This is a genomic window from Roseateles sp. FW305-36 (assembly GCF_058787015.1).
This window is the reverse complement of the sequence record NZ_JBYSZK010000003.1, coordinates 350,316-376,733: the sequence shown is the minus strand read 5'-3', so window position 1 is coordinate 376,733 and position 26,418 is coordinate 350,316. Positions and strand designations below refer to the sequence as shown.

The window sequence follows — 26,418 nt, the reverse complement described above, 5'->3', positions numbered from 1 at the left end:
GAGACGAGAGAAAGAAGGCCCGGCTGATCGGCTGCTTCCCTGCGCGAGGATTACCTCAATCAGGTTCAAAGGGACTGTCTCAGTCGATGGCGCCAAGCCATCAACACCCCTAGCGAAGACGCGCCACACGGGGTGGCGCGTGACGGGATTCTAGGCGATGTGCTTCTCTCTGCTGGAGCCGGCGGTGGCGTTGATGTGCAAGTCATGGCTTGCAAATCGACGGATTTTGAAGAAAATGCAAGCCATGGCTGGCAATATTCGACTCCCTGCTGAGCTTGGCGATCTGCTGCGGCAGCGGCGCGAAGATCTGGGTCTGAGCAAGAAAGCGGCGGCTGAACGGGCGGGGCGGGTGCGCGAGGTGATCTATCGGCTGGAGAACGGCGAAGAGGCTTCCGTGTCGTCGCTGTTCGACCTGCTGCGCGCCCTGAACCTGGTCATGCGACTGGAGCCCGCTGGCCTGCCGACCATGGAAGAGGTGGCCGCCGCCTTCAACAAGGACGATGACGATGCTGCCTGAGCGCATCGCGCAACTCGACGTGTCCATAGGCCCGCGCCTGGGTGCGGGCCAGTTGCTCAAGGCTTCGACCTACGAGTTCCGCTACCTGGAGGCTTCGCCCGATCAGGCTTCGGTGGCGCTGCTGATGCCCGCGGCGGCCCGGCTCACGTGGGCCGACGGCGACCTGTTTCCGCCCATGGATCAGAACCTGCCCGAGGGCGATCTGTTCATGCGCATCCGGGCGCTCTTCCCCAAGCAGCAGACGACGGCCATGCACATGCTCGCCCTTGTCGGCGACAACGGCATCGGGCGGCTGGGCTACCGCATCCCCGGTGCGGACATGCCGCCGGTGGCGGTCCCACTGAGCAAGGAAAGCCTGCTTGGCACGAACTACTCGCCCCAAGTCTTCGACGACCTGGTGGCGGCCTATCTGAGCACGGGCGCAGGCATCGCCGGCATGCAGCCCAAGATCATGGTGCCGGAGGTGCGAATTGCCGTTCCCATTCCGACGCTCATCGTCAAGGCTGCAAGCGAGGCCTATCCCGGCTTGGCCGCCAATGAATTCCTGTGCCTGCGGGCGGCGAACCTCGCAGGCATCCAGACGCCGGTGTTCGATCTGTCGCATGACGGCCAGATGCTGGTGCTGGAGCGCTTCGACACGGTTGCCCAGGCAGACGGGACGGTCGAGCGCCTCGGCTTTGAAGACATCGCCGCGCTGTCTGGTCAGCGCGTGCGCGACACCCTCTCCGACCGCAAATACCACGGCAGCTACGAGCGCATCGCCGGGCTGCTGAAGCAACTGCAGCTGCCTCAGTCCAACCTCGACCGCTTCTTCGAGCAGGTCGCCTTTTCCGTCATGGTGCGCAACGGCGATGCGCACCTGAAGAACTTCGGCCTGCTTTACCGGTCGCCCGGCGACATCTGGTTGGCGCCCATGTTCGACGTCGTGACGACGGCCATCTATCGCTACACGCAGTACGCCGGTGGCCCGGAACTGGAGGACCGCACGCTGGCGCTGAAGCTCTTCGCCGGCAGGCACACGAGCAAGGCCTACCCGACGACGCAGGAGCTGCTCGCGTTCGGCACCAAGGTGTGCAATGTGAAGGCGCCGGCTGCCGTGCTCCACCGCCTGGCCCAGGGCATGCAGCAGGCGCTGAAGGAGGCGGAGTCCGACGACCGCATGCCGCGCGAGTTGCTGTCGCGCATGCGGGAGGTCTGGCAGTCGGGTCTGGCCTACGGCCAGTGAAGGCCGCTCGCCTCAGTCGAACACCGGCGACTCCACGCCGAGCACCTTGTGCAGCTTGGGGCTGGTCGTCGTGTACTGCAGGTGGATGCGCTTGTCCGGGAAGACGTAGGGCGCCGCGCCGAAGGCCGCCAGCGCCGTCTCGTGGAAGCCGGAGAGGATGAGCTTCTTCTTGCCCGGGTAGGTGTTCACATCGCCGACGGCAAAAATGCCCGGCACGCTGGTCTCGAACTTCTCGGTGTCGACGACGATCTGCTTGCGCTCCAGGGCCAGTCCCCATTCGGCGATGGGGCCGAGCTTGGGGCTGAGGCCGAAGAAGGCCAGCACTTCGTCGCAGGGCACGACGCGGGTGATGCCGTCGTTGCCGGTGATCTTGACGCCGGTGAGCCGGCCATCCTGCTCATCGATGCCGGTGGCCTGGCCGACGATGAACTGCATCTCCATGGCGTCGCAGAGCTCGCGCATCTTGGCCACGCTTGCGGGAGCCGCCCTGAACCCATCGCGGCGGTGAACGACGATGACGCTCTCGGCCTTGTGCAGGTTGCCATCGGCATTGCCGGCGCAGAAATTCAGCGCCCAGTCCAGGGCCGAATCGCCACCGCCCATGATGAGGAGGTTCTTGCCGGCGAACTGGGCCGGGCTCCTGACGCGGTAGTGGACCTGGCTGCCCTCGTACTTCTCGACGCCCTCGACCTTCAGCGTGCGCGGCTGGAAGCTGCCGACGCCGCCAGCGATGAAGACCGTGCGGGTGAGGAACTGCGTGCCCTTGCTGGTCTCGACCAGGAAGCGACCATCCTCGAGCTTCTGCACCCCGGTGACTTCCTGGCCCAGGTGGAAGGTCGCGCCGAAGGGCTCGATCTGCTTGAGCAGGTTGTCGGTCAGTTCCTTGCCGGTGCACATGGGCACGGCCGGGATGTCGTAGATGGGCTTGTCGGGATACAGCTCGATGCACTGGCCGCCGGGATAGGCCAGACTGTCGATGATGTGGGCCTTGATCTCGAGCAGACCGAGTTCGAAGACCTGGAAGAGGCCGACCGGGCCGGCGCCGACGATGACGGCGTCGGTCTCGATGGCGTCAGCGCGCGGGGAGGCTTGTTCTTGCATGCGAGGCGGCGCTGGCGCGCCGGGTTCAGCGGATCAACTCAGACAGCTTGCCCGTCTTGTCCTTCCACTCTTCGGCGTCAGGCAGCGCAGGCTTGCGCTTGGTGATACTGGGCCACTTCTTGGCCAGGTCGGCATTGATCTTGATCATGTGGACCTGATCGCCGGGCACATCCTCTTCCGGCAGGATGGCGTTGACCGGGCATTCGGGAATGCAGACGGCGCAGTCGATGCACTCGTCGGGGTCGATGGTCAGGAAGTTCGGGCCTTCGCGGAAGCAGTCGACCGGACAGACATCGACGCAGTCGGTGTACTTGCAGCGGATGCAGGATTCGGTGACGACGTGGGTCATGTTCAGCTCTTGGCAGTGAGGGGCGCCTTCGTCACGGGGATTTCGGGCGAAACAGCGATTTTATTGGAGACCGATCCCACCTGATCCTGATCTCCGACAAGACTTGCGCCTGTCCCCACGGTGACGACGGTGGGGCGGCCGCGATGCAGCAGGGCGGCACGGGCCAGGTCGGCCAGGGCGTGCTCGCTGGTGAGGGCGTCCGCACAGCCGGCACGGCTGACGACCAGGGCGGGGGTTTCCGGCGCCCAGCCGGCGGCCAGCAACTGGCGGCCGAGGGCGGCGAGCTGGCGGCCGGCCATGTAGAAGACTTCGGTGTCGGCCGAGCGCGCGGCGCGCAGTTCCCCGGCTTCGGTCATCGCCGTCGTTAGGCTGACGCTGCGGCCACGGCCTCGGCGGGTCAGCGGGCGCTGGGCCTGGGCAGCGGCAGCGAGGGCGGCGGTGACGCCGGGGACGACTTCGCTGGCGATGCCGGCCTCGGCCAGGGCGATCAGCTCTTCTTCCAGGCGGCCGAAGACGCTGGCGTCACCGCCCTTGAGGCGCACGACGAGGGCGTTTTCCTGGGCCGCCTTGACCAGCAGCGCGTTGATTTCGGTCTGCTTGGACGAATGCTCGAAGCCGCGCTTGCCGACCGAGATCCAGCGGGCATTTGGTGCCAGCTCGCGCAGAGCCGGGTCGGCCAGCGCGTCGGCGAGCACGACGTCGGCCTGCGACAGCGCACGCGCGCCACGCAGCGTGATCAGGTCGGCGGCGCCCGGGCCGGCGCTGACGAAGATCACATAGCCGGCCATTACCAGGCCTCTTCCGCCGGCGCGGCGGCTTGCACGTCCACCAGCAGCGCGCCGCTGGTGCGGTGGCTGGCCGGGTCGACAACGATCAGCGCGCCGCCGACGCGGTTGTCCTTGAAGGGCTCGACCGGCAGCTCGTGCTGCACTTCCATCTGCACGCGGCCTATTGCGTTGACGGGCAGTTCGTGGGCTTCGCGGGGCTGCAGTGTGTTGATGTCCAGCACCGAGTCGATGGCCGAGATGCGCGCCTGCACCCAGCGGTTGCCATGGCGCACCCAGTATTTCCGGCCCGGCTTGGCGGCTTCGGTGTCCAGCCAGGCGAGGGTCGCGGGGAAAGTCTTGGTCTGCGACGCCGAGCCCGGCGTGACGATCCAGTCGCCGCGGCTCACGTCCAACTGACGGTCCAGCACCAGGCCGGCCGAGTCGCCAGCTTCGGCGCTGGCAACGGTCTCGCCGGCCATGCGCACCTCAGAAACGATGGCGGTCTGCTTCGATGGCAGCACCTCGATGGTGTCGCCGGCCTTCACGGCGCCGTGGGCGATGCGGCCCCACAGCACGCGCGGCTGGAAGCCCGTGCCTTCGGACTGGTGGGCGTTCTTCTGCACGTATTGCACCGGCAGGCTCAGCGGCGCGTCGGCGCGCTCGCTCAGCGTGGGCAGGCGCTCCAGCACCTGCAGCAGGCTCTCGCCGTTCCACCAGGGCGCGTCCAGCGGCTGGGTGACGTTGTCGCCACGCAGGGCGCTGACGGGCACGGTGGCGGCCACATTGAGGCCAGCGGCGGCGGCGAACTTGTCCAGCGCCGTCTTGACCTTGGCGAAGCCGGCACCTGCGTCGTCCAGCGCATCGATCTTGTTGATGGCGAAGACGATGCTGGGCACGCGCAGCAACTGGGCCAGCAGCGAGTGGCGGCGGGTCTGCGGCAGCAGCACCACTTCGTCTTGCGTCAGGTCCAGCTTGGTGATGTCCACCAGCACGACGGCGGCATCGGAGCCGGCGGCGGCCGTGACCATGTTGCGGGTGTACTGCTCATGGCCCGGCGCGTCGGCAATGATGAACTTGCGCGTCTTGGTGGCGAAGTAGCGGTAGGCCACGTCGATGGTGATGCCCTGTTCGCGCTCGGCTTCCAGGCCGTCGGTCAACAGGCTCAGGTCGATGGGGCGGCCGGCGGCGCGGCGCTCCAGCGTGTCGAGCTGGTCGGCGAGGATGGCCTGGCCGTCGAACAGCAGGCGGCCGATCAGCGTGGACTTGCCGTCGTCAACGGAGCCCGCCGTGAGGAATCGCAGCGCCTTCATCAGAAATACCCTTCCTTCTTGCGCTTCTCCATGGAAGCTTCACTGGTGCGGTCGTCCATGCGAGTGGCGCCGCGTTCGCTGACGGTGACGGTCAGCGTCTCGGCCACGACCTCGCTGGCGTTGGCGGCAGGGCTCTCGACCGGGCAGGTGCAGGTCATGTCGCCGACGGTGCGAAAACGCACGGTGGCGGTCTCGACGGTCTCGCCTGCTTCAGGCGGCGTCACGTCGGTCAGTGGCACCAGCAGGCCCTTGCGGCGGATGACCTGGCGCTCATGCGCGTAGTACATCTGCGGCAGCGGGATGTTCTCGCGGGCGATGTAGAGCCAGACGTCCAGCTCGGTCCAGTTGCTGATGGGGAAGCAGCGGAAATGTTCGCCCGGACGGATGCGGGTGTTGAACAGCGTCCACAGCTCGGGGCGCTGCTCCTTGGGCTGCCATTGGCCGAAGCTGTCGCGGTGGCTGAAGATGCGCTCCTTGGCGCGCGCCTTCTCCTCGTCGCGGCGGGCGCCGCCGATGAGCGCGTCGAACTTGTGCTCCTCGATGGTCTCCAGCAGCGTCACCGTCTGGTGGCCGTTGCGGCTTTCCAGCGGGTGGCTCAGGCGGATGGTGCCCTTGGCCATGCTGTCTTCCAGATGGCCGACGACGAGGCGCTCGCCCATGTCGGCCACGCGCTGGTCGCGAAAGGTGATGACCTCGGGGAAGTTGTGGCCGGTGTCGATGTGCACCAGGGGGAAGGGCAGCTGGCCCGAGTAGCCACTCGGGTGGGCCGCGTTCTTCATCTTGAAGGCCTTCTCGGCCAGGCGCAGCACGACGCAGCTGTCCTTGCCGCCGGAGAACAGCAGGGCGGGGCGCTCGAAGCTGGCCGCAACCTCGCGCAGGATGAAGATGGCTTCTTCCTCCAGGGCGTCCAGGTGGGCGTGGTCCACGTCAGCGATCAGGTGTTCAGGTTTCACAGCAGCATTCATGATTTGGCGTGCAGTCCGCATTCCTTGGTGGAGTCTTCCCACCACCAGCGGCCGGCTCTGAAGTCTTCACCCACCGCGATGGCACGCGTGCAGGGCGCGCAGCCGATCGAGGGCATGAACTGGTCATGCAGCGGGTTGTACGGAACCTCGTATTTTTCTACATAGGCCCAGACCTCGGCCCAGGTCCAGTCGGCGATGGGGCTGATCTTGCGGCGGTTGTTGCCGTCGTCTTGATCAAACGCAACATCGCCCCGCGCGCCAGACTGCTCGCGGCGCAGGCCGGTGATCCAGGCCGAGCGGCCCTTCAGCATGCGGCCCAGCGGCTCCATCTTGCGCAGGCCGCAGCAGGCCTTGCGCAGCTCGATGCTCTTGTACATCGCCTCCTCGCCCTCCTTGCGGACGAACTGGATGACGGCGTCGGCGACCGGCTTGAAGACCTCGACCTCGAAGCCATAGCGGGCCTTGATCTGCGGGATCAGGCCCAGGGTCTCGGGGTGGAGCTTGCCGGTGTCCAGCGTCGAGAGGGCGATGGGCAGTTGGGTGCGGGCGATCAGGTCGGTGATGACCATGTCTTCCACGCCCAGGCTGCTGCTCTGCACCAGGCCGTCGCCATGCTCGATGCTGGCGTCGCGCAGGCGCTGCAGGGCGGCTTCGATCTTGGCGTCCAGGGCCGGCGTCCACTTGGCGTAGAGGCCAATCGCATTGCCAGCCGCAGGCGCAGCGGCCCAGGGCAGGCTGCTGACTTCCTCGCTCATGCGGCGCTCCTGAGGAACCACGGCCGCGTCTCGGCCACGTCGCCCTGGTAGAAGCCGACCGGTTCGAACAGATCCAGTGCCTTCAGGGCGAAGGCGGGCGACTGGTCGCCGCGCAGGATGACTTCGTCGAAGCCGGTGCGGGCCAGCAGTTGCATCATGTCCACCAGCACTTCGCCGCGGGCGCGGATGGCGCCCTGGAACTTCAGACGGACGCGCAGCAGGTGGGCCTGGCTGTAGGCGCGGCCGTCGGTCCACTTCGGGAACTCGAGCACGACCAGGGCGATGCGGTGCAGGTCGGGCGCCAGCTCGCGGATGTCGACGTCGTTGGGGAACTCGATGGCGACCTTCAGGTCTTGCGGCCAGTGGTCCTTGACGGCATGCCATTGCTCCAGCGTCAGCAGGCGGTTGGGCGCCGGATCGGGATCGGGCTTGGGGCCGTCTTCGCCGACGGCGTGATGCCAGGTGCAGGTGGTGGCGTTGATGAACTTCATGCCGGAGCCTTTGCGGTGGACACGCGGACGGCATTGGCCGCGGTCTTGAACGGGTCGAGGCCGAGACGGCGCACGGCGTCGACGAAGTGCTCCCCGGCCTGACGCTCGCGCTTGAAGGTCTCGATGACGGCGTCGATAGCGTCAGCGATCTCGTCAGCGGCGAAGCTGGGGCCGATGACCTTGCCGGCCACCGTCGTGCCGGACAGCACCGTGCCGTCGCTGCCGCCCAGCGTCAACTGGTACCACTCGGCGCCGTCCTTGTCGACGCCGAGGATGCCGATGTGGCCGCTGTGGTGGTGGCCGCAGGAGTTGATGCAGCCGCTGATGTGCAGGTCGATCTCGCCGAGCTCTTCCAGCTCGTCCTGGTCCTGGTAGCGCTCGGCGATCTCGGCCGCCAGTGGCAGCGAGCGGGCATTGGCCAGGGCGCAGAAGTCGCCGCCGGGGCAGGCGATCTGGTCGGTCAGCAGGCGGGCGTTGGGCGTGGCGAAGCCGGCGGCGCGGGCGGCCTGGAAGAGCTCGGGCAGGTCCGAAGCCTTGACCCAGGGCAGCACCAGGTTTTGGCGGTGGGAGACGCGCAGCTCGCCATGGCTGAACTGATCGGCGAGAGCCGCGGCCGTGTCCATCACGTCGGCGCTGGTGTCGCCAGGGGCGATGCCGACGCGCTTGAGGCTGAGCGTGACAGCGCGGTAGCCGGCGACGCGGTGGCCGTCGACGTTGCGCTGCATCCATCGGGCGAAGGCCGGATCGCTGCTGTCGAGCGCGGGCTCGGCAACGGGCGTGACACCGTCCGGGTCGACAAAGCTCGCCGCCACGCGGTCTAGCTCGGCCTGGGGAATGATCTGCTCGTGGCCGGCCGGGTCGTCGGCCAGGATGCGGGCGAACTCCTCGTTGACGGCGTCGAAGAACTTCTGGCCCTCGGCCTTGACGAGGATCTTGATGCGGGCCTTATAGAGGTTGTCGCGGCGGCCGGCGAGGTTGTAGCAGCGCACGATGGCCTCGATGTAGACGAGGATCTGCTGCCAGGGCACGAAGGCGTTGATCTCGACGCCCGGGATGGGCGTGCGGCCCATGCCGCCACCGACGAAGACCTGGAAGCCGACGTCGCCGGCCGCGTTCTTCTTCAGCTGCAGGCCGATGTCATGCCAGCCGATGGCCGCGCGGTCTTCCTTGGCCCCTGAAACGGCGATCTTGAACTTGCGCGGTAGGTGGGCGAACTCGGGGTGCAGGGTGCTCCACTGGCGCAGGATCTCGGCATAGGGGCGCGCATCGACGACCTCATCCGGCGCGATGCCGACGAAGGCGTCGCTGGTGATGTTGCGGATGCAGTTGCCGCTGGTCTGGATGCCGTGCATGTCGACCTCGGCCAGCAGCTCCATGACCGTGGCACTGTCCTTCAGCGGGATCCAGTTGTATTGCAGGTTCTGGCGCGTCGTGAAGTGGCCATAGCCGCCCTGGCCGGCAAAGGGGCCGTCGGGCTGGCGGTCGTACTCGCGGGCGATCTTGGCCAGCTGGCGCAGCTGGCGGCTGGACAGCTCGCCATACGGCACGGCCACGCGCAGCATGGGCGCATGGCGCTGGATGTACCAGCCGTTCTGCAGGCGCAGGGCGCGGAAGTCGTCGGTGCTGAGCTGGCCGGCCAGGTGGCGTTCGAGCTGGTCGCGGTACTGGGCGGCGCGGGCGTGGACGAAGCGGCGGTCGAAGTCGGTGTAGCGATACATGGTTAGTGGATGACCTTCCAGCCGGCCATCAGAAGAGAGACGCAGAGCAGGCTGCGCACGACGCCGTCCGGCAGGCGGCGGGTCAATTGGGCGCCCAGCCAGATGCCGGGTAAAGAGCCGATGAGCAGGGACACGAGCAGTTCCCAGTTCACGTTGCCGAGGCTGGCGTGGCCGATGCCGGCCACCAGCGTCAACGGAACCGCATGGGCAATGTCGGTGCCCACGATGTCGCGGGCCTTCATGCGGGGATAGATCAGCAGGATCAGCGTCGCGCCGATGGCGCCGGCGCCGATGGACGACAGCGACACCAGCACGCCCAGCAGCAGGCCCAGGGCCACCATCAGCATGGGCTTGCGCGACTCGGGAATCCAGCGCTCCAGCTTCAGGCCCAGGGGCTGCCAGCTCTGCTTGAAGGCGACCACGACGGCCGTCAGCAGCAGGGCGATGCCCAGGGAGAAGGTCAGCGCCGAGGCCCAGCCCTTGGTGACGCCGGTCTGGTGCATCAGCGCGATGGTGGCGATGGAGGCCGGGATGGAGCCCATCAGCATGCGGCGCACGATGGCCCAGTTCACGTGGCCGTGGCGGGCATGGGCCACCGAGCCGCTCATCTTGGTCAGGGAGGCAAACCACAGGTCGGTGCCAATGGCGACCGCCGGGCTCAGCCTGAAGACGGACAGCAGCAGCGGCGTCATCAGCGAGCCGCCGCCCACGCCGGTAATCCCGACGATGAGGCCGACGCCCAATCCGCTCGCAATCGCAATTCCGTCCAGCACACGCACTCCAGGAGCGGCCCCATGCCACCCGAGGGCGCGACTCTAGGGAATGTTGCAGTGCCGCAGAACTATTTAATTCTTAGCGCTATATGCCTGAGGCGAATAAGCAACCTCAGTTTGTGGCCAGAAGCCGCAGGGCGGCGACCTGTTCGGTGATGCGAGGAGGCACCGTTTCGGTGCCATCCAGCATGGCGCGGATCAGGGCGGCGTTCTCGGCCGGCGCGCAGGCGGGCGACAGCGGCCAGTCCAGGTCGGCAGTGTCGGCCGGGTGCAACGGCGCGGCCTGGCCGTCCTGGAAGCCGATCAGATGGGCCTTGCGGCGCAGATGGGCATAGGCCTCGCCCTCGCTGGCGCGCATCAGCAGGGCCCGGCCGCCGCCCGACGTGAGGCCCGGCAGGGCTTGGCCCATGCTGTCCAGGTATTCCGGGTGGGTCACCGCCACCACCCGCACGCCGCGGCCGGCGGGGAAGGGGTCGAGCAGCTTGGCCAGGCTGTGGGCGCTGTTGCGCACGCCCAGGCGGGGGCGCAGGGCCATCAGCGCGTTCAAGCCAGGGTTGAGCATCTGCAAAGGCAGGACGGCGAGTCTGTCGCTTGCCAGCCGCGCTTCGGCATCGGCCAAGGAGGGGCTGGCGGACAGGCCGAGGGCGTCCAGCAGCTCGAAGGGGCTGTGACGGCTGTCGAAGTCGTGCCGCCCAAAGATCAGCACCGGCACACCCTCGCGGGCCAGCAACTGGGCAACGAGCGGCATCAGGTTGGCCTGTTTGCGGGCCCCGTTGAAGCTGGGCAGCAGCACGGTGCGTGGACCGGCGGGCGCGGCCAGGGAGGCGGTACGCGCCTGCATGGCGGCCAGGAAGCCGGCCACTTCGTCGGCGCTCTCGCCCTTCACGCGCAGGGCGATCAGCATGGCGCCCAGCTCCATGTCGGGCACCTGGCCGTCTAGCATCTCGCCGAAGAGTTGTTCGGCCTGCTCGCGGCTCAGGTCGCGCGCTCCCCGGGCGCCGCGGCCCAGTTCCTTGATCAGCGGGGCGTAGTTCATGCCGCGAGTGTAGGAAGGGCCGCCCACGGCGGCCCTCCTCGTTGCGGCAAGGCGGGGTCAGAAGGCCATGCGGGCGCCCAGCGACACCATGCGCACGTTGTGGCGCTCGCCCAGGTAGTGGGCGCGCGTCGTGTCCACGCCTAGCTCGACGCGTGTCGAGGGGTTCAGCGCGTAGTTGACGCCGACGCCGACGATGGGTTGAGTCTTGCTCTCGCTGTCCGAGGCGCCGCCGAGCGTGCCGGCGTCGGCATCGAGCCGGGTGCGTACGCGTGCCACACCCACGCGGCCGACCACACCCCAGTCCGGCGTCAAGTTCGCCGAGTAGGCGCCGCCAAAGTGCAGGGCGTCGGGCCTGGCGCTCAGGCCCAGCGCGCCCCGGGACGCGCGGAACTTGCCGAAGTTGGTGTAGCCGCCTTCCAGCGACAGGCCATTGCCGAAGGCGTAGCCGAACACGGCCTTGCCACCCAGGGCGTTGCGGTCGCAGGCATTCGGTCCCGTGCAATCCGTGTTCAGGTGGCTCTGACCCAGGGACAGCAGGCCGTAGGTGCCGGCGGCGTTGGTGTTGCCGCTCGGTCGTGAGGTTTGGGCCTGGGCGGTGGCGACCAGGGCGAGAGCGGCAAGGCTGATGGCAATCTTTCTCATGGGGAACTTCTCTCTTCCTAGGACTTCAGTCATCGGAGCGCGGCCACCGGGTGGGCGGCTGCGGCGACAGGCGACGGGAGGCGTCGCTGGCGCCATCCTCATGGCCTCGAGAAACCCCACTTGTAGGACTTGGACACCCATTGGCGACGGACCGCCCCGCAGTGACCGGAGCTTGTCGTAACACCGGGCAAGTTCGTCGCGGGACGGTGATACTGGTGCAACGCTGCTGCCTCTGGGACCCATGCCGCTCATCAAACCCAAGACGCTTTACATCACGCTGAGCTTCCTGATGGTGGGCCTGGTGGCCCTGGTGTACGGCGTGCTGCTGCTGTACGAGCGCTCGCGCAGCGATTCGCTGATGCTGCAGCAGGCGGGCGCGGCGGCCAAGCGCATCGGCCGCGAGGCGGCCGCGGCGGTGGAGACCGAGCTGCGGCCTGCGCGGGTCAGCGTGGCCTTGCTGGCGACCGGCGCTCTCGGTCGCGCCGGCACCGAGGCCGAGCGCCTGGCCGCTCTGCCGCAGATGGCCGCGGCCCTGCGCGTCAACACCTCGGTGTCGGCCGTCTATGCCGGCACGACCGGCGGCTCCTTCGTGCTGCTGCGCCGCCTCAGCGACGCCGCGACGCGCAAGCGCATGGATGCACCCGCCGAGGCCGCCTTCGGCCTGCAGAGCGTGAACCGCGATGGCGGCGCCGCGCCGCGGGGCAGCTACCGCTTCTATGACGCCGAGCTGCGCGAGCTGCAGCTGCGCGACCGCGCCGAGTACGACTTCGACCCCCGCACCCGGCCCTGGTTTGCGCTGGCCAGCCAGGCGGGCCAGGGCAAGCTGGTGCAGTCGGCGCCCTATCGCTTCTTCACGACCGGCGAGCCCGGCGTGACCCTGGCCCAGGCGCATGGCGGCGCCATCGTCGGCGCCGACGTCAGCCTGAAGGCCCTGGGCGAGATGCTGAGCAAGCCGCAGATCAGCCGCTCGGCCGAACTGCTGATCGCGACCCAGGACGGCGAGATGCTGGCCGAAGCCCGCCGGGAGCGCGGCCCGGCGCTGAAGGAAGGCCAGGGCCTGCCTCGCGTCGGCGACGCCGCATCGCCGCTGATGCGCGAGCTGTGGCAGCGCCGCGATGACGCGGGTCATCTCACGCCGGTGCAGGCCGTCGCCGGCCGCGAATGGGTCAGCCAGGCACTGCCGCTGGAAGGGGCCGTGGAGGCCGGCGCGCCGCTGGTGCTGCTGATGGCCGCACCCCGCGAGGAGTTGCAGGCCTTCCAGCTCGAGAGTCGCCGCCACAGCTTCTACATCTCGCTGGGGTTGATGGCGTTGCTGCTGCCGCTCGTGCACCTGCTGGCCGACCGCGTGTCGCGGCCGCTGCGCAACCTGGCCCGCCAGGCCGAGGCCATCGAGCGCTTCGAGTTCGACGGCCCCGATCCCAAGCGCAGCCTGATCCGCGAGGTCGACCGCCTGGCCATCGCAATGACCTCGATGAAGCATTCGCTGCGCCGCTTCCTCGACATCAGCGGTGCGCTGAGCGCCGAGCGCGACTTCGACAAGCTGCTGGACCTGATCCTGCGCGAGACCATCGCGGTGACGGGCGCCAGCGGTGGGGCGGTGCATCTGCTGTCCGACGACGGCCGGCTGCTGGAGCCGGCGTCCGCGCGTCTGCTGGGCGAACTCGCGCCCGAAATGGGCCGCAGCTGGGACCTGGACGTGGCCGACAGCCTGGGCGCGCCGGTGCAGGCGCTGCGCGCCGACGATGCCATCGAGGTCGAGCTGGGCTGGGATGACCCCAGCCATCTCGCGGCCTATCAGCCACTGTTCTCCGGCCTGGGGACGGCGCGGCTGCGCCTGCTGTCGCTGCCGCTGAAGAACCGCCGCCACGAGACCATAGGCACGCTGACGCTGAGCTTCCCGCTGCCTGACCACGGCCAGGGCCAGCCCCTGGGTGAGGCCCACGTGGCCTTCGTGCGCGCGCTGTCGGGCACGGCGGCCCTGGCCATCGACAACCAGCTGCTGCTGCGGGCCCGCAAGGAGTTGCTGGAGAGCTTCATCCAGCTGGTGGCCGGCGCCATCGATGCCAAGAGCCCCTACACCGGCGCCCACTGCCAGCGCGTGCCCGAGCTGACCAAGATGCTCGCCGAAGCCGCCTGCGAGGCCAGGCAGGGGCCTTTTGCCGGCTTCACCATGGATGCCGACCAATGGGAGGCCTTGCACATCGCCGCCTGGCTGCACGACTGCGGCAAGGTCACGACGCCGGAATACGTCGTGGACAAGGCCACCAAACTGGAGACCATCTACAACCGCGTCCACGAGATCCGCGCGCGCTTCGAGGTGCTCAAGCGCGACGTGTTGATCGAGAAGCTGGAGGCCGAACTGGGCGAGGCGGGCACGCAGCGTGCGCGGGCTGCGGCCGAAGGCGGGCTGGCGGATCTGGATGCCGACTACGCCTTCGTCGCGGCCAGCAATGTCGGCGGTGAAGCCCTGGATGCCGAGGCCGTGGCGCGGCTGCGGCGCATTGGCGAGAAGCGCTGGTCGCGTACGCTGGACGACAGCCTGGGCCTGTCCATCGAGGAACTGCGCCGCCAGCCCAAGCCGCGCCCGCCGCTGCCGGCGACCGAGCGACTGCTGCAGGACCGGCCCGAGCACATCCTGGCGCGGCCCCCCGAGGAGAAGCTGGGCGGCGACAACCGCTGGGGTTTCAAACTCAGCCAGCCCGAGCATCTCTACCACCGCGGCGAACTGCACAACCTCGCGATCTCGCGCGGCACGCTGACGGAGGAGGAGCGCTACAAGATCAACGACCACATCGTGCAGACGCTGAAGATGCTGCAGGAACTGCCTTTTCCCAAGCATCTGCGCGAGGTGCCCGAGATCGCGGGCGGCCACCACGAGCGCATGGACGGCAAGGGCTACCCACGCGGCCTGACGGGCGAGCAGATGAGCCCGCAGGCCCGCATGATGGCGATTGCCGATGTCTTCGAGGCGCTGACGGCCGACGACCGGCCCTACAAGCCGGGCAAGCGCCTGTCGGAGGCGCTGACCATCATGCGGCGCATGGTGGGCGAGGGCCATCTCGACCCGGCGCTGTTCGAGCTCTTCCTGAGCTCGGGCGTCTGCCGGGCCTATGCCGAGCGCTTCATGCTGCCGCCCATGATCGACGTCGTCGACCTGACGGCCTATCTGCCCTGATCAGGCGGCCTGCAGCTGGCCGCTGAGGTGCAGCTCACCGAACAGGTCCTTGGGGTCGGCCATGTTCGGGATCAGGTCCAGCGGCGAGCCCAGGCCCAGTTGCTGGCTGAGCTCGCGCAGCAGGCGCAGGGCGGAGAAGTCCTCGAGCGCGAAGCCGACCGAGTCGAACACGGTGACCTGGCCCGACGACTCGCGGCCTGCAGCCTCGCCGGCCAGCACGCGCCAGAACTCGGTGACGGGGAAGTCGGCCGGCATCTGCTGCATGTCGCCTTCGATGCGCGATTGCGGCTCGAACTCGCAGATCACGCGGGCCATCTCCAGCACGCCGCGGTGCAGCTCGGTCTTGCCGGGGCAGTCGCCGCCGACGCCGTTGATGTGCATGCCGGGCTCGATCATGTCGGGCGTCAGGATGGTGGCGTTGGTCTTGTCGGCCGTGACGGTGGTGACGATGTCGGCGCCCTTGACCGCTTCGGCGATGCAAGCGCAGACCGTCAGCGTCAGGCCCGGCGTTCGGCTCAGGTGGCGCACCAGCTTGGCCGTGGCGGCGGGGTCGATGTCGTAGAGGCGCAGCTCGCGGATGCCGAGCAGGTGGTGGAAGGCCAGGGCCTGAAACTCGCTCTGGGCGCCGTTGCCGATCAGGGCCATCACGCGACTGTCAGGGCGGGCCAGGCGCTTGGCGACCATGACCGAGGTGGCGGCGGTGCGCATGGCCGTGGTCAGCGTCAACTCGGACAGCAGGGCCGGCGTGCCGGTGGCCACGTCGGCAAGCACGCCAAAAGCCATCACGGTCGGCAGACCGAAGCGATGGTTTTTGGGGTGACCGTTGACGTATTTGAAGCTGTAGAGGCTGGCGTCGGCGATGGGCATCAGCTCGATGACACCGTCGGTCGAATGGGCGGCGACGCGGGGCGTCTTGTCGAATTCGGCCCAGCGCAGATAGTCGGATTCGAGGTTGGCGACAAGGCGTCGCAGTAAATCGGGAAGTCCTACCCGCTGCACGAGGCGGGCGACGTCTTGGGTGGTGAGGACGGTGGTCATGGCGGTCTCCGGAATGTGTTGAAGCGATTCTTCCGAGGCGGCACGCCAAACAGAAGCGCAACTCCTGACCAGTAATGCATGCCTATTTGGCAAAATGGCACAAGAAATTGCCTTTTTGATCAAAATGGATGCTCTCGATCAGCAACTCCTCGCCCTGCTGCGCACTGATGCCCGCGCCAGCGTCGCCACTTTGGCGGCCAAGCTCAAGGTCTCGCGCGGCACCGTCACCAACCGCATCGCCCGGCTGGAGGACAGCGGCGTCATCACCGGCTACACGGTGCGCCTGCGGCCCGACTCGGTGCCCGACGAGATCACGGCCTGGATGAGCATCACGGTGGAAGGCAACCGCACCCGCGAGGTCGTGTCCATGTTGCTCGGCGAACCCGGCATCACCGGCCTCTTCGACACCAACGGCCGCTGGGACCTGCTGGCCGAGATCCGCAGTTCCAGCCTGCAGGAACTCGCCGACGTGCTGGAGCGGGTGCGCCTCATCAAGGGCATTGCCAGCACCGAGACCTCCATCCATCTGCAAAGCTACAAGCTCGGTTGAGCAGCTCAGGTATCGTGCGCCCGCTTCCTTTGCCTGACATGACTCCTGCTCTTCTCCGCCGTGCCGGCCTGGCCGTGCTGGTCTTCGTTCTCGCGGGCTGCTCCGTGTTGCCCACGCTGCCGCCCCAGCCACCGACGGTCGTCGTGACCGCGCCGCCGACCGATCCACAGCCCCCGGTCGTCAAGCCGCCAACCAAACCACCCCGCATCGGCCTGGCTCTGGGCGGCGGTGCCGCACGCGGCTTCGCCCACATCGGCGTCATCCAGGTGTTCGAGGAAAACGGCATCAAGGTCGACCTCGTCGCCGGCACGTCGGCCGGCAGCCTCGTCGCGGCCCTCTACGCCTCGGGCAAGAACGGCAAGGAGATGCAACACCTTGCCGAGACCATGGACGAGGGCGCCATCACCGACTGGTCGTTCCCGCTGCGTGGCCTGATCCGCGGCGAGGCGTTGGCGCGCTTCATCCGCGACAAGACCGCCGGCAAGAACATCGAGCAGATGGGCCTGCCGCTGGGCATCGTCGCCACCGACCTGTCCGACGGCTCGTCCATCCTGTTCCGCAGCGGCGACACCGGCACGGCCGTGCGCGCCTCCAGCGCCGTACCGGCCGTCTTCCAGCCGGTGCGCATCGGCCAGCGCGAGTTCGTCGACGGCGGCCTGGTGTCGCCGGTGCCGGTGCGCTTCGCCAAGGAGATGGGGGCCACCCTCGTCGTGGCGGTGGACATCACTTCGCCGCCCGAGAAGGACCCGCCGGGTGACGCCTTTCGCATGCTGATGCAGACTTTCTCCATCATGGGCCGCAGCATCAATATGTTCGAGCTGAGGGACGCGGATGTCGTCATCCGGCCCAAGCTCGATGGCGTCGGCAGCGCCGACTTCACGGCCCGCCGCCGCGCTGTGCAGGCCGGCCGCGAGGCCGCGCAAGCCATCCTTCCGATCCTGCGGCAGCGCATCGCCGAAAAAACGAAGTAGGTCATGCACGACACCGAGACGCCGCTCTTCCCGCTGCGCTCAGTGCTGTTCCCCGACGGTCACCTGCCGCTGCGCATCTTCGAGCCGCGCTATCTCGACATGGTGCAGCGCTGCCATGCCCAGGGCCTGCCCTTCGGCGTCGTCACGCTGAGCGAGGGCGAGGAGGTCAGGCAGCGCGACGGCGAGGGCTTCAGGACCGAGGCCTTCCACGACGTCGGCACCTTGGCCCGCATGACCGCTTTCAAGCGTGACCAGCCGGGATTGATCGAAATCCGTGCTCTCGGCGCCCAGCGCTTTCGCGTGCTGGAGCGGCGCTGCCTGAGCCATGGCCTGTGGCTCGGCAAGCTGGAACTGCTGGCCGACGATGCAAGCGTCACGGTGCCCGAGGATCTGAGCCTGTGCGCGCGCCAACTGCAGGAGCTGCTCGCCGGCTGGCAGGCCAGGGGGCAGGTCGAGGACCTGCCCATCCAGCCGCCCTATCGCTGGGAAGACGCCGGCTGGTTGTCCAACCGCTGGGCCGAGCTGCTGCCCATGCCGTTGCCCGAACGTCAGCGCTTGATGGCGATGGACAACCCGCTGCTGAGACTGGAGCTGGTCGTGGACCGGCTCGACACCCTCGCGTCGTCGCGCTCGTAGGCGCTGTGCTCGATCCGTGCTCAGCGATTCAGCCAATCGGTAAGCGTCGAGATCACCTGGGCCTTCTCGGGCTCGTTGAAGATCTCGTGGAAGAGTCCGGGCCAGGGCTTGGTCGCGACGACATGCGCGGGGGCCGCGGCCGCAAAGGCCTCGCTGCCGCGCGGCGCCACGCAGCGGTCGGCGTCGGCCCACATCAGCAGCGTCGGCAGCTTCCAGCGCGGCGCGTCGCCGACGGCGCGGGCGCCGCCGTCGACGATGAAGCGCGTCAACCGCGCCGTGATGCGGTCGTGCACCAGCGGGTCGCTTGCATAGGCCTTCACGACGGCCGTGTCGCGGCTGATCCATTCGGGCTTGAGGCCGTTGCTGACGGCCAGGCCCGGGAAGAGGGCGCTGGCCACGGCCAGCAGGGCCTTCTGGAAGCCGGACAGGCCCGGGTCCAGGGCCGGCGAAGACAGCACCAGGGCGTCCAGCGGCCGGCTCCAGGCGGCGGGCTTGCCCGTCAGCGCCTCGGCTGCGAAGCGCGCGGCGATCAGGCCGCCCATGCTGTGGCCCAGCAGCACGAAGCGCTTGCCAGGCTGGCGCACCGCGTCGATGACCCGCGCCGTGTCGCGCAGCAGGGCGTCGTGGTCGGGGATGTCGCCCTTGCGGCCGTCGCTGTGGCCATGACCGCGATGGTCCCAGCCATGCACATCCCAGCCGGCGACATTCAGCGCCGCGGCGACATGAGCGTAGCGCTCGATGTGCTCGCCGAGGCCATGGCAGATCAGAACCTGACCGCGTGACGGCGCGGCGGCGGGCCAGTGGCGGAGATGGAGCTTGAGGCCGTCGTCGGTGGTCGTGGTCGTCATCGCGTCGCTGAGGAGGTGGCGTCGGGGCGCAAGTTTGCCCCAGCCGCCTCGGATTGCCGTCGCGAACCCAACACTCTTGCGTAGGCCCAGGTGAACTCGGCGCCGATCAGCAGGATCTGGGCCGAGAAATACACCCACACCAGCAGGGCCACCACCGAGGCCGCCGCGCCGAAGCCCGAGACGACACCGCTGCGCTGCAGATAGGCGCCGATGCCATAGCGCCCCAGGGCGAACAGGCCGGCCGTGACGAAGGCGCCCAGCAGCACATCGCGCCAGGCCACCTGCACGCGCGGCATCCACTTGAAGATCAGCGCGAACACGGCCACCACCAGGCCCTGGCTGAAGACGGTGTTGGCGAAGGCGGCCACGCGCAGCCAGTCGCCGAACCAGGGCTGCCACCAGGTCTGGGCGGCGGCCATGATGGCGTCCAGCAGCAGCGACACCAGCAGTAGAAAGCTCAGGCCGAAGATGAGGCCGAAGCTCAGCAGCCGCGCGCGCAGCCAGTTCAGCCAGCCCTGCACGGGCCGGGTCGGCACGCGCCAGATGGTGTCCAGCGCGTCCTGCAGTTCGGCGAACATGGTCGTCGCACCCACCAGCATCAGCCCCAGGCCGACGACCGTGCTGAGCCAGCCGCCGGCCGGCCAGGAGACCGCCTTCAGCAGGCTCTCCACCGTCGAGCCGGCGCTGGGGCCTAGCAGCTCGGCGAGCTGGTCGAAGAGCTCGCCGCGCACCGCCTCGCCACCCCAGACCAGGCCGGCCACCGACACGACGATGAGCAGCAGCGGCGCCAGCGAGAACAGCGTGTAGTAGGCCAGGGCCGCGCCCATGCGCGGGCCGCGGTCGGCCAGGAAGCCGGCCAAGGTCAGTTGCAGCACGCGGCCCAGCGGCCGTATCGGATCAAGCCAGCGCATGCGCCGAGTCTGGCGGCAGGCGCTGGCCAGCGCTGTAGGACGCCGCCGGTCAGAACGTCATGCGGGCGCCCACGCGGTACTGGCGGCCCAGCACGTCGAACAGCGCGGGGTTGACGCCGTAGCTGGTGTTGGTGGACGGGGCGGCGGGCGGCGCGACGTCGGTGACGTTGTCGACCTTCACGTACAGGCTGACGTTCTTGTTGAGCTTGTAGGTGCCGCCCAGATCCCAGTAGAGGGCGCCCTTCATCTTGTTGTTGTCGATGGTTTGGTGGATCGAGGTCGAGACCGGGCAGCCGCTCTGGCACTCGATGTATTCATTGCTGTAGACACCGTCGCTGATCCAGCGCTGGCTGATGGAGAAGCTGACGACGTCCGAGTCCCAGGTCTGCGAGAACTGGGTCTTCCACTTCGGCGTGTTGCCGAGGTTGACGCCCGCGCTTTCGGCCGGGATGGTGCCGACGACGCCGGAGTCCGTCAGGAAGCTCTTGGTGTAGGTCGCCAGGCCGCGCAGCGTGAGCTTGCCGGGCAGGTTGATGCCGGCGAGGTTGAAGCGGTAGAGCACCTCCATGTCCACGCCCTTGTTGCGCAGCTTGGCGAGGTTGAAGGCCTGCAGGGTCACGAACTTCGTCGGGCTGACGAGGTCCATGGCGGCGCAGAACACCTGGTTGCCGGCGACGCAGAGATCGACTTCCTGCTGGATAGTGAACGTGGAGATCACGTCCTTGACCTTGATGTCGAAGTAGTCGACGGAGGCGCTGAAGCCAGGCGCCCAGCTGGGCTGGCTCAGCGTCATGCCGACGACCTTGTTGTTGGCCAGTTCCGGGCGCAGGGCGGTGTTGCCCACGGTGCGCTGCTGAGCCGTGAAGGTGCTGCCCTGGTAGTTGACGTTCTGGTTGATGACCACGGGTGCGGCGTAGAGCTCCGAGAGGTTGGGGGCGCGCACGTCGCGCGAGGCGACGGCACGCAGGCGCAGGCCGTCGATGCCGGTCTTCCAGGTCGAGCCGACTTTCCAGCTGTTGATGCCGCCGGCGGTGCTGTACTGGGTGTGGCGGCCGGCGATGTTGAGGTTGGCGTCGCCCAAGCTCGCGGACTTGAACAGCGGGGCGTTCAACTCGACGAAACCTTCCTTGACGTTGTAGGCACCCGAGGCCGCGTGGTAGTTGCCGGCAAACCAGTTGTTGCCCACGGTGGTGTTCAGCACCGGATCGGCTGGGTAGGCGGTGGTGTTGGGCGTGGCGGGGTAGACGCCATTGCCGTAGGGGTCGCCAGTGACCCAATAGCCTTCCTTGCGCGCCTCGGCGCCGAACGCGACGGCCACGGGGCCGGCCCAGTTGGAGAAGGGCTGGCCGTTGACGCTGAAGCTGGCCACCGTCTGGCGCTGGCGCGAGAGCTGGCGCGGGCCGTTGGCGGGGAAGACGTAGGTCAGGGCGGCCGGGTCCTGCTTGACGTCGCCAATGATGTTGAGCGGCACGCAGCCGGACGCCACGGCGGCGGCACTGCGGCAGACGATCTGGCCGGACGAGTTGCGCACTGCGTCGATGGCGGCGTTGTAGCGCGGGTTCAGCATCATGTTGGAGACATCGATCTCGATGTCGTTGATGCCGTGCTCGAAGTAGCCGTCATAGGTCCAGCTGCTGCCGCCGAGGTCGAACTTGCCGTTGCTGCCGATGACGAAGCGCTTCTGCTCGCGCACGGGGTTGACCTCGATGTCCCTTTCCAGATTGCCGTTGGCCGTGCCGTACTTGAAGCTGGTGATGTTGTTGGCAACGCAGGCCTGCTGGATGGATGCCGGCAGGTAGGGGTTGTCGCACTGGATGGTCAGGTTGTCGTTCTTGGCGGCGCCGGGGTTGGGGTTGAAGCGCGCATCGACCCTGGCGAGATTGACGGTGAAATAGACCTCGGCGTTGTCGCTGACGTCGAAGCTGCCGCGCGTGTAGAAGACTTCCCGCTTGAGGTCCATGCCCATGGAGGTGCCGCCGCCAACGGTGCCGGCCAGGTCACCGCCCACGCAGAAGGGCGTGATGCAGCCGGTGACGGCGCCGGTGCCGGTTGGCACACCGTTGGAGCCATAGTTGAACTTGTAGGGCACGCCGTCCTTGCCGAACGCCGTGCCCTGCAGCGGGCCGTTGGTGATCAGGCCGTACTTGGCGTACTGGAACTGCTGGGCATTGCGGATGTCGTAGATCTGGGGCTTGCCGTCGGTCGTGCTGCCGAGGGAGCGCACCTGGAAGGCCGGGTTCTGGAACCAGGTCCGGCCATTGGCGCCGGCGCCACCGAAGCGGGGCGAGGGCACGCCCTTTTCGCGCACGTACTCGGCGCTGACGATCAGGTGGGCGCGGTCGTCGAAGAAGCTGCGGCCCCAGGCTGCCTGCAGGGTGCCGTTCTTGTCGTCGCCGTAGTTGGTCTGGCCGCCTTCGAGATTGGCCTTGAAGCCGGTGAAGCGCTTGTCGGTGATGAAGTTGACGACGCCGCCCACCGCGTCGGAGCCATAGGAGGCACCGGCGCCGCCGGTCACCACGTCCACCTGCGTGATGAGCAGTTGCGGAAACTGGCTCACGTCGGTCACGCCCGTGACGTTGGCGGCCACGACGCGCTGGCCGTCCAGCAGGGTCAGCGTGCGGATGGGGCTGAGGCCGCGCAGGCTCAGGGAGCTGAGGCCCTGCACGCCGCTGCTGGTACTGAAGGTGGAGGTGGTGCGACCCGTGCTGCCTTGCAGCGCGGGCAGCTCGATCAGCGTGTTGAAGAGATTGGGCTGGGCGGACTTCTCCAGGTCGACCGCCGTCAGAGTCGTGGTGGGCGTGGGCTGGGTGAAGCCGCGCTGCGAGATGCGCGAGCCGGTGACGACGACCGTGTTCAACACATTGCTGTCGCTGCTTGCGGGCGCGTTCTGCTGGCCGGCAGCCGGCGGCGTGGTCGCGTCAGCGGCTTGCGCATGGGCTGACAGCGCCAGGCCGGCGCAGGCACCCAGGGCGGCGAGGTGGATCAGGGTCTTGTGGCCGGGCTTGTGCATGAAAGTCTCCTGTTGTTGCAGCGTGATCCGCTGCTTGTCGTCAGACGGCTCTGGTCAGGGCCGGTGGGTGGGTACAACTCAAATCTGGATAGCGCTGTCCAATCGGTCTAAAAAAGGGGGGAGATGGCTCCCCCCAGGACCGTGAGACAACGGGTATCCACCGTTGCTGGTGCCAACAAAGCAGTGGCTGCCTTCATGGGTGGATTGCGCTATCCTAGACGTCGTGAGAAGGGCTTGATATGGGGGATAACATGTAGCCATGCCCAGCGCTAAGCCGACTTCCGAAGAACCCACCCGCCGTCCCCGCGCCACCGGTCGCGTGACCCTGGCGGATGTCGCCCGCGAGGCCGGCGTCAGCCCCATCACGGTGTCCCGCGCCCTGCGCGGCGAGCGCGCCGTGGCGGCCGAGCTTTGCGAACGCGTGCAGGCAGCAGCGACCGCGCTGGGCTATGTGCCCGACCCGGCCGCGCGGGCCCTGGCTTCGGCGCGCAGCTCCCATGTGGCGGTGCTCATTCCCAAGCTCAGCAACACGCTGTTCGTCGAACTGCTGGACGCGCTGCAGCGCCAGTTGATGTTGGCGGGCTTCCAAACCCTGATCGGCGTCACTCACTACGACCCGGCCGAGGAAGAAGCCGTGCTGCGCAGCTTCCTGGCGCATCGCCCGGCGGGGCTCATCGTCACGGGACTGGACCGCAGCCCCGCGGCGGCCGCCCTCATCCACGGCAGCGGCGTGCCGTGCGTGCATGTGATGGAACTGGCCTCGGAGCCCGGCAGCTACAGCGTCGGCTTTTCGCAGCGCGACGCCGGCCGGGCCATCACCCAGCATCTGCTCGACAGCGGTCGGCGCAAGGTGAGCTATGTGGCGGCCCAGCTCGACCCGCGCACCCTGCAGCGCGGCGAGGGCTATGAGCTGGCCATGCAGCAGGCCGGCCTGGGTGCCCAGGTGCACAAGCTGCTGAGTCCCGAGCCGTCGTCCATGGCCCTGGGCGGCGAGCTGCTGGAGAAGCTGCTGAAGGACGCACCGGACACCGACGCCATCTTCTTCTGCAACGACGACCTGGCCCAGGGCGCCTTGCTGGCCGCGCTGCGCCTGGGCGTGGCCGTGCCCGAGCGCGTGGCCGTGGCGGGCTTCAACAACCTGCCCGGCAGCGACCAGATGCTGCCGCCGCTGACCACCGTGGCCACGCCGCGCGTCGAGATCGGCGAGCAGGCTGCCCAGATGCTGATGGCGCTGATGCGCGGCCAGACTGTGGAGCAACCGCATCTGGACCTGGGCTTCCAGATCCTGAAGCGGGCCTCAAGCTAGTTCGACATCCAGCCGGTACTCGCGCCCGGCTTCGATATTGCGCACCAGGCCATCGGCCAGTGGCTGGCCGTCCAGCAGCACGCGGTGCTGGCCGGTGCGGCGCACCTTCAGCAGAAAGCGCGCGCCGCGGAACTCGCGTTCGGCGCTGAGTTCGTTCCAGCCCGAGGGCAGTTGCGGCTTCACTCGCAAGCCCAGTGCATCGCCGCGCAAACCGCACAGGCCCTCGATGACCGAGCGATAGGCCCAGGCCGCCGTGCCGGTGTTGAAGAGCTGGCTGGAGCGACCCGCCGTACGCGGGTATTCGCGATGGGCGCCGCGGTAGTAGTTGGGAATGAAGACCGGCAGCTGGCCGCGCTGCAGATAGTCGCCGCTGTCCGGCCCCGGGATCATGCGGCGCAGCGCGCTGTAGGCGCGATCGCTCTCGCCGGCGTCGTAGAGGGCGTGGACGTAGAAGCTGGCGGCGTGGTTGTAGACAGCGCCGTTCTCGGCCGAGCCCGGGTGCTTCTGCGTCACGCGGCCGACGTCGTCACGCATGCCGGAGTAGGGCGGGTTGAACATCGCCACGCCATGCGGCGTCTCGAGCTGGGCGTCGATGGCGGCGAGCATCTTCCCGCGCTGCACGTCGCTGGCCGCGCCGCTGAGCATGGCCCAGGACTGCGGGTTCAGGTAGATGCGGCCCTCCTTGTCGGCCTTCACACCGAAGACGACACCGTCGTCGGTGATGCCGCGGGCGAACCAGTCGCCGTCCCAGAGGTGGCGGTTGGCGGCGGCGTTGAGTTCTTCGGCAGCGGCCTGCCAGCGCGTGGCCTGCTCGGCGCGGCCGGCGTCGGCGCAGATGCCGCTCCACAGCCGCATGGCGTACGCGGCGGCCACCGTCAGCCAGCCCGACACGCCGCGGCCCTTGTAGCCCACCATATTCATCGGGTCGCACCAGTCGCCCTGGGCGATGAAGCTCAGGCCGCGTGCGTCGCGGTCCTTGTGCAGCCAGACCATGGCGGCGTCGAGGCGCTCGGCCACGGTCATGCCAGCGACCACAACATCCAGCAGCGCGAAGTCTGCCGTCTCATCCAGATAGGCCTGCAGGCAGACCGGCAGCCAGACGCAGTGGTCGGTATGCGGCACCTGGTTGATGTACTTCAGCTCGGCGCCCTCGATGAGCAGGATGCCGTCGGGCATGGAGCCGTTGTCGTGCTGCTGGCCCAGCGCATGCAGCAGCGCGCCGCGCGTGACGGTCGGCGCGATATAGGCCATGCCCAGGTTGTCCTGCAGATAGTTGCGGGTCTGCGGATCGGTGCTGAGGCGGTTGACGTCACCGTGATAGAAGACCTGGCGCGGCAGCCAGTGGTTGATGAAGTTGTCGAAGTCGGCGTCCGGCGTCTTCACGCGCAGACAGCCGCGGCCGCCGTCGATGTAGCGTGCATAGGCCTCGCGGCTGCGGGCGAAGCCGGTTTCGCTCAGATAGGTCGCTCGCATCTGCGCGATCTCGGCGTCGTCCAGCGCCGGGCCGAACATGAAGCGCCAGGTCTGCGTCTCGTGCGACTGCAGCGTGAGGCGGTACTGCACGCAGGCGGCCGGCGTTTCGTAGCGCGCATCGCCACCGGCCAGCTGTTCGGCCTGAAGGGCGCTGGGCTTGTGCAACCCGCCTTCGCCTTCGAAAGCCGACTGGCTGGCTTCCCAGGCGTCCGGCACTCGCTCGCAGAGGAAATAGGTCTTGTCCTTGAGGTGCAGATTCTTGAAGTGGTCCGCCACCTTCTGGTAGGGCGTCACGCTGCTGGCGACGATGCCGCCCAGGTCGGCCCGCCACTGTGCCGACTGGTTCATCCACGACATATTGCCGATGGGGAAGTAGGGCGCGACGCTGATGCGCCGCGCGCGGTCCGCCAGATTGGTGACGCGCAGCTCCCACAGCTCGGCAACGTCATCCGTCGGCAGGCCCAGCACCATCTCCACGCGCAGCCCGAGGTGTTCCACCGTCCAGCCCAGGTCGTGCCTGCCCGCGCGGAAGGAGAAGGACTCGACAGCCGCGCGCACCGGCTCGTAGGGCGCCGAGAACAGCTCGCCGCTGTCCTCGTCCTTCACGTAGACGAAGCGGCCGGGGTGGTGGGCATAGTAGGCCTGCTCCGGCTGCATGAAGGTCTTGGCCTCCAGATTGGGCGCGTGCGCGTACTTGGCCGGTTCGGGCTGCATGAACTGCGCGGTGGCGTAACCGCGGCAGGTCATCTGGATCATCATGCGGCGGTTCCAGAGGAAGCCGCCGGCCTGGGGCAGGGCGGTGGCGCTGGCGAGCTCGTAGCGCTCGCCGTGGTCGATAGGGCCAAGCATGG

At 68.1% G+C, this 26,418-nt stretch carries 23 protein-coding genes and 1 riboswitch; of the genes, 7 read left to right on the top strand and 16 right to left on the bottom strand.

The features are described from left to right. Positions 1–19 precede the first annotated feature (19 nt). A riboswitch (TPP riboswitch) is annotated at positions 20–121 on the bottom strand. A 36-nt stretch (positions 122–157) separates the two neighbouring features. Together AC3WOE_RS08415 and AC3WOE_RS08410 are read left to right on the top strand one after the other, a co-directional pair. After that, a complete protein-coding gene (locus AC3WOE_RS08415) occupies positions 158–517 on the top strand; it encodes a helix-turn-helix domain-containing protein (RefSeq protein WP_492689669.1) in 360 nt (119 codons plus the stop codon). Next, positions 501–1,742: a type II toxin-antitoxin system HipA family toxin gene (locus tag AC3WOE_RS08410; protein ID WP_492689668.1), complete on the top strand. Its 1,242-nt coding sequence runs from the start codon at positions 501–503 to the stop codon at positions 1,740–1,742. The genes AC3WOE_RS08415 and AC3WOE_RS08410 overlap by 17 nt, the downstream gene beginning before the upstream one ends. Positions 1,743–1,754: 12 nt before the next feature. Here AC3WOE_RS08410 and AC3WOE_RS08405 read toward each other — a convergent pair whose 3' ends face one another. The 11 genes from AC3WOE_RS08405 to AC3WOE_RS08355 all read right to left on the bottom strand — a co-directional run bounded on the left by AC3WOE_RS08405 (position 1,755) and on the right by AC3WOE_RS08355 (position 11,649). Beyond that, the gene (locus AC3WOE_RS08405) at positions 1,755–2,843 is read right to left on the bottom strand and encodes an NAD(P)/FAD-dependent oxidoreductase (protein ID WP_492689666.1); all 1,089 of its coding nucleotides are present in this window, start codon (positions 2,841–2,843) and stop codon (positions 1,755–1,757) included. Positions 2,844–2,868: 25 nt separating this feature from the next. Next, positions 2,869–3,192, bottom strand: coding sequence for a ferredoxin FdxA (gene fdxA, locus AC3WOE_RS08400; protein WP_492689665.1), 324 nt, complete (start codon positions 3,190–3,192; stop codon positions 2,869–2,871). A 2-nt stretch (positions 3,193–3,194) separates the two neighbouring features. Next, positions 3,195–3,980 (bottom strand): uroporphyrinogen-III C-methyltransferase, encoded by a 786-nt coding sequence (cobA, locus tag AC3WOE_RS08395; RefSeq protein ID WP_492689664.1) that lies wholly within the window; start codon positions 3,978–3,980, stop codon positions 3,195–3,197. After that, complete coding sequence (locus tag AC3WOE_RS08390) at positions 3,980–5,269, bottom strand: sulfate adenylyltransferase subunit 1 (RefSeq protein ID WP_492689662.1); 1,290 nt, start codon at positions 5,267–5,269, stop codon at positions 3,980–3,982. The genes cobA and AC3WOE_RS08390 overlap by 1 nt, the downstream gene beginning before the upstream one ends. Beyond that, a complete protein-coding gene (gene cysD, locus AC3WOE_RS08385) occupies positions 5,269–6,234 on the bottom strand; it encodes a sulfate adenylyltransferase subunit CysD (RefSeq protein ID WP_492689661.1) in 966 nt (321 codons plus the stop codon). Before cysD ends, AC3WOE_RS08390 begins: the two co-directional genes overlap by 1 nt. Then, positions 6,231–6,989, bottom strand: coding sequence for a phosphoadenylyl-sulfate reductase (locus AC3WOE_RS08380; RefSeq protein ID WP_492689660.1), 759 nt, complete (start codon positions 6,987–6,989; stop codon positions 6,231–6,233). The genes cysD and AC3WOE_RS08380 overlap by 4 nt, the downstream gene beginning before the upstream one ends. Then, positions 6,986–7,480 (bottom strand): DUF934 domain-containing protein, encoded by a 495-nt coding sequence (locus tag AC3WOE_RS08375; RefSeq protein WP_492689658.1) that lies wholly within the window; start codon positions 7,478–7,480, stop codon positions 6,986–6,988. Before AC3WOE_RS08375 ends, AC3WOE_RS08380 begins: the two co-directional genes overlap by 4 nt. Continuing rightward, positions 7,477–9,198, bottom strand: coding sequence for a nitrite/sulfite reductase (locus AC3WOE_RS08370; protein WP_492689657.1), 1,722 nt, complete (start codon positions 9,196–9,198; stop codon positions 7,477–7,479). The genes AC3WOE_RS08375 and AC3WOE_RS08370 overlap by 4 nt, the downstream gene beginning before the upstream one ends. A gap of 2 nt (positions 9,199–9,200) precedes the next feature. Then, positions 9,201–9,968 (bottom strand): sulfite exporter TauE/SafE family protein, encoded by a 768-nt coding sequence (locus AC3WOE_RS08365; protein ID WP_492689741.1) that lies wholly within the window; start codon positions 9,966–9,968, stop codon positions 9,201–9,203. 115 nt (positions 9,969–10,083) lie between these two features. Then, positions 10,084–11,007 carry a DNA-binding protein YbiB gene (gene ybiB / locus AC3WOE_RS08360; RefSeq protein ID WP_492689655.1) on the bottom strand — a complete coding sequence of 308 codons (924 nt, stop codon included), beginning with the start codon at positions 11,005–11,007 and terminating at the stop codon, positions 10,084–10,086. A 57-nt stretch (positions 11,008–11,064) separates the two neighbouring features. Next, positions 11,065–11,649, bottom strand: coding sequence for an outer membrane beta-barrel protein (locus tag AC3WOE_RS08355; protein WP_492689654.1), 585 nt, complete (start codon positions 11,647–11,649; stop codon positions 11,065–11,067). Positions 11,650–11,890: 241 nt separating this feature from the next. On the opposite strand from AC3WOE_RS08355, the gene AC3WOE_RS08350 reads away from it, so the two are divergent. Continuing rightward, a complete protein-coding gene (locus AC3WOE_RS08350) occupies positions 11,891–14,824 on the top strand; it encodes an HD domain-containing phosphohydrolase (RefSeq protein WP_492689652.1) in 2,934 nt (977 codons plus the stop codon). Here AC3WOE_RS08350 and ocd read toward each other — a convergent pair whose 3' ends face one another. Continuing rightward, positions 14,825–15,862 carry an ornithine cyclodeaminase gene (ocd, locus tag AC3WOE_RS08345; RefSeq protein ID WP_492689650.1) on the bottom strand — a complete coding sequence of 346 codons (1,038 nt, stop codon included), beginning with the start codon at positions 15,860–15,862 and terminating at the stop codon, positions 14,825–14,827. 124 nt (positions 15,863–15,986) lie between these two features. Between ocd and AC3WOE_RS08340 the strand changes: the two genes are divergently transcribed. Genes AC3WOE_RS08340 through AC3WOE_RS08330 form a run of 3 tightly spaced genes read left to right on the top strand, consistent with a single transcriptional unit; the run spans position 15,987 to position 18,019 of the window. Further along, positions 15,987–16,412, top strand: coding sequence for an Lrp/AsnC family transcriptional regulator (locus AC3WOE_RS08340; protein ID WP_492689649.1), 426 nt, complete (start codon positions 15,987–15,989; stop codon positions 16,410–16,412). Between the two features lie 38 nt (positions 16,413–16,450). After that, positions 16,451–17,383 carry a patatin-like phospholipase family protein gene (locus tag AC3WOE_RS08335; protein ID WP_492689648.1) on the top strand — a complete coding sequence of 311 codons (933 nt, stop codon included), beginning with the start codon at positions 16,451–16,453 and terminating at the stop codon, positions 17,381–17,383. A gap of 3 nt (positions 17,384–17,386) precedes the next feature. Beyond that, positions 17,387–18,019, top strand: a complete 633-nt coding sequence (locus AC3WOE_RS08330) for an LON peptidase substrate-binding domain-containing protein (RefSeq protein WP_492689646.1) — start codon at positions 17,387–17,389, stop codon at positions 18,017–18,019. Positions 18,020–18,039: 20 nt separating this feature from the next. Here AC3WOE_RS08330 and AC3WOE_RS08325 read toward each other — a convergent pair whose 3' ends face one another. Genes AC3WOE_RS08325 through AC3WOE_RS08315 form a run of 3 tightly spaced genes read right to left on the bottom strand, consistent with a single transcriptional unit; the run spans position 18,040 to position 22,788 of the window. Further along, positions 18,040–18,867 (bottom strand): alpha/beta hydrolase, encoded by an 828-nt coding sequence (locus tag AC3WOE_RS08325; RefSeq protein ID WP_492689644.1) that lies wholly within the window; start codon positions 18,865–18,867, stop codon positions 18,040–18,042. Continuing rightward, entirely contained in the window at positions 18,864–19,778 is a 915-nt protein-coding gene (locus tag AC3WOE_RS08320; protein ID WP_492689642.1) for a YihY/virulence factor BrkB family protein, read from the bottom strand. Before AC3WOE_RS08320 ends, AC3WOE_RS08325 begins: the two co-directional genes overlap by 4 nt. Before the next feature lie 49 nt (positions 19,779–19,827). Next, positions 19,828–22,788 carry a TonB-dependent receptor domain-containing protein gene (locus tag AC3WOE_RS08315; protein WP_492689640.1) on the bottom strand — a complete coding sequence of 987 codons (2,961 nt, stop codon included), beginning with the start codon at positions 22,786–22,788 and terminating at the stop codon, positions 19,828–19,830. 259 nt (positions 22,789–23,047) lie between these two features. Between AC3WOE_RS08315 and gntR the strand changes: the two genes are divergently transcribed. Further along, entirely contained in the window at positions 23,048–24,094 is a 1,047-nt protein-coding gene (gene gntR, locus AC3WOE_RS08310; RefSeq protein ID WP_492689638.1) for an HTH-type transcriptional regulator GntR, read from the top strand. On the opposite strand, the gene AC3WOE_RS08305 is transcribed toward gntR, so the two are convergent. Beyond that, entirely contained in the window at positions 24,086–26,416 is a 2,331-nt protein-coding gene (locus AC3WOE_RS08305) for a GH36-type glycosyl hydrolase domain-containing protein (RefSeq protein ID WP_492689636.1), read from the bottom strand. The genes gntR and AC3WOE_RS08305 overlap by 9 nt on opposite strands. Between the last annotated feature and the right edge of the window lie 2 nt (positions 26,417–26,418).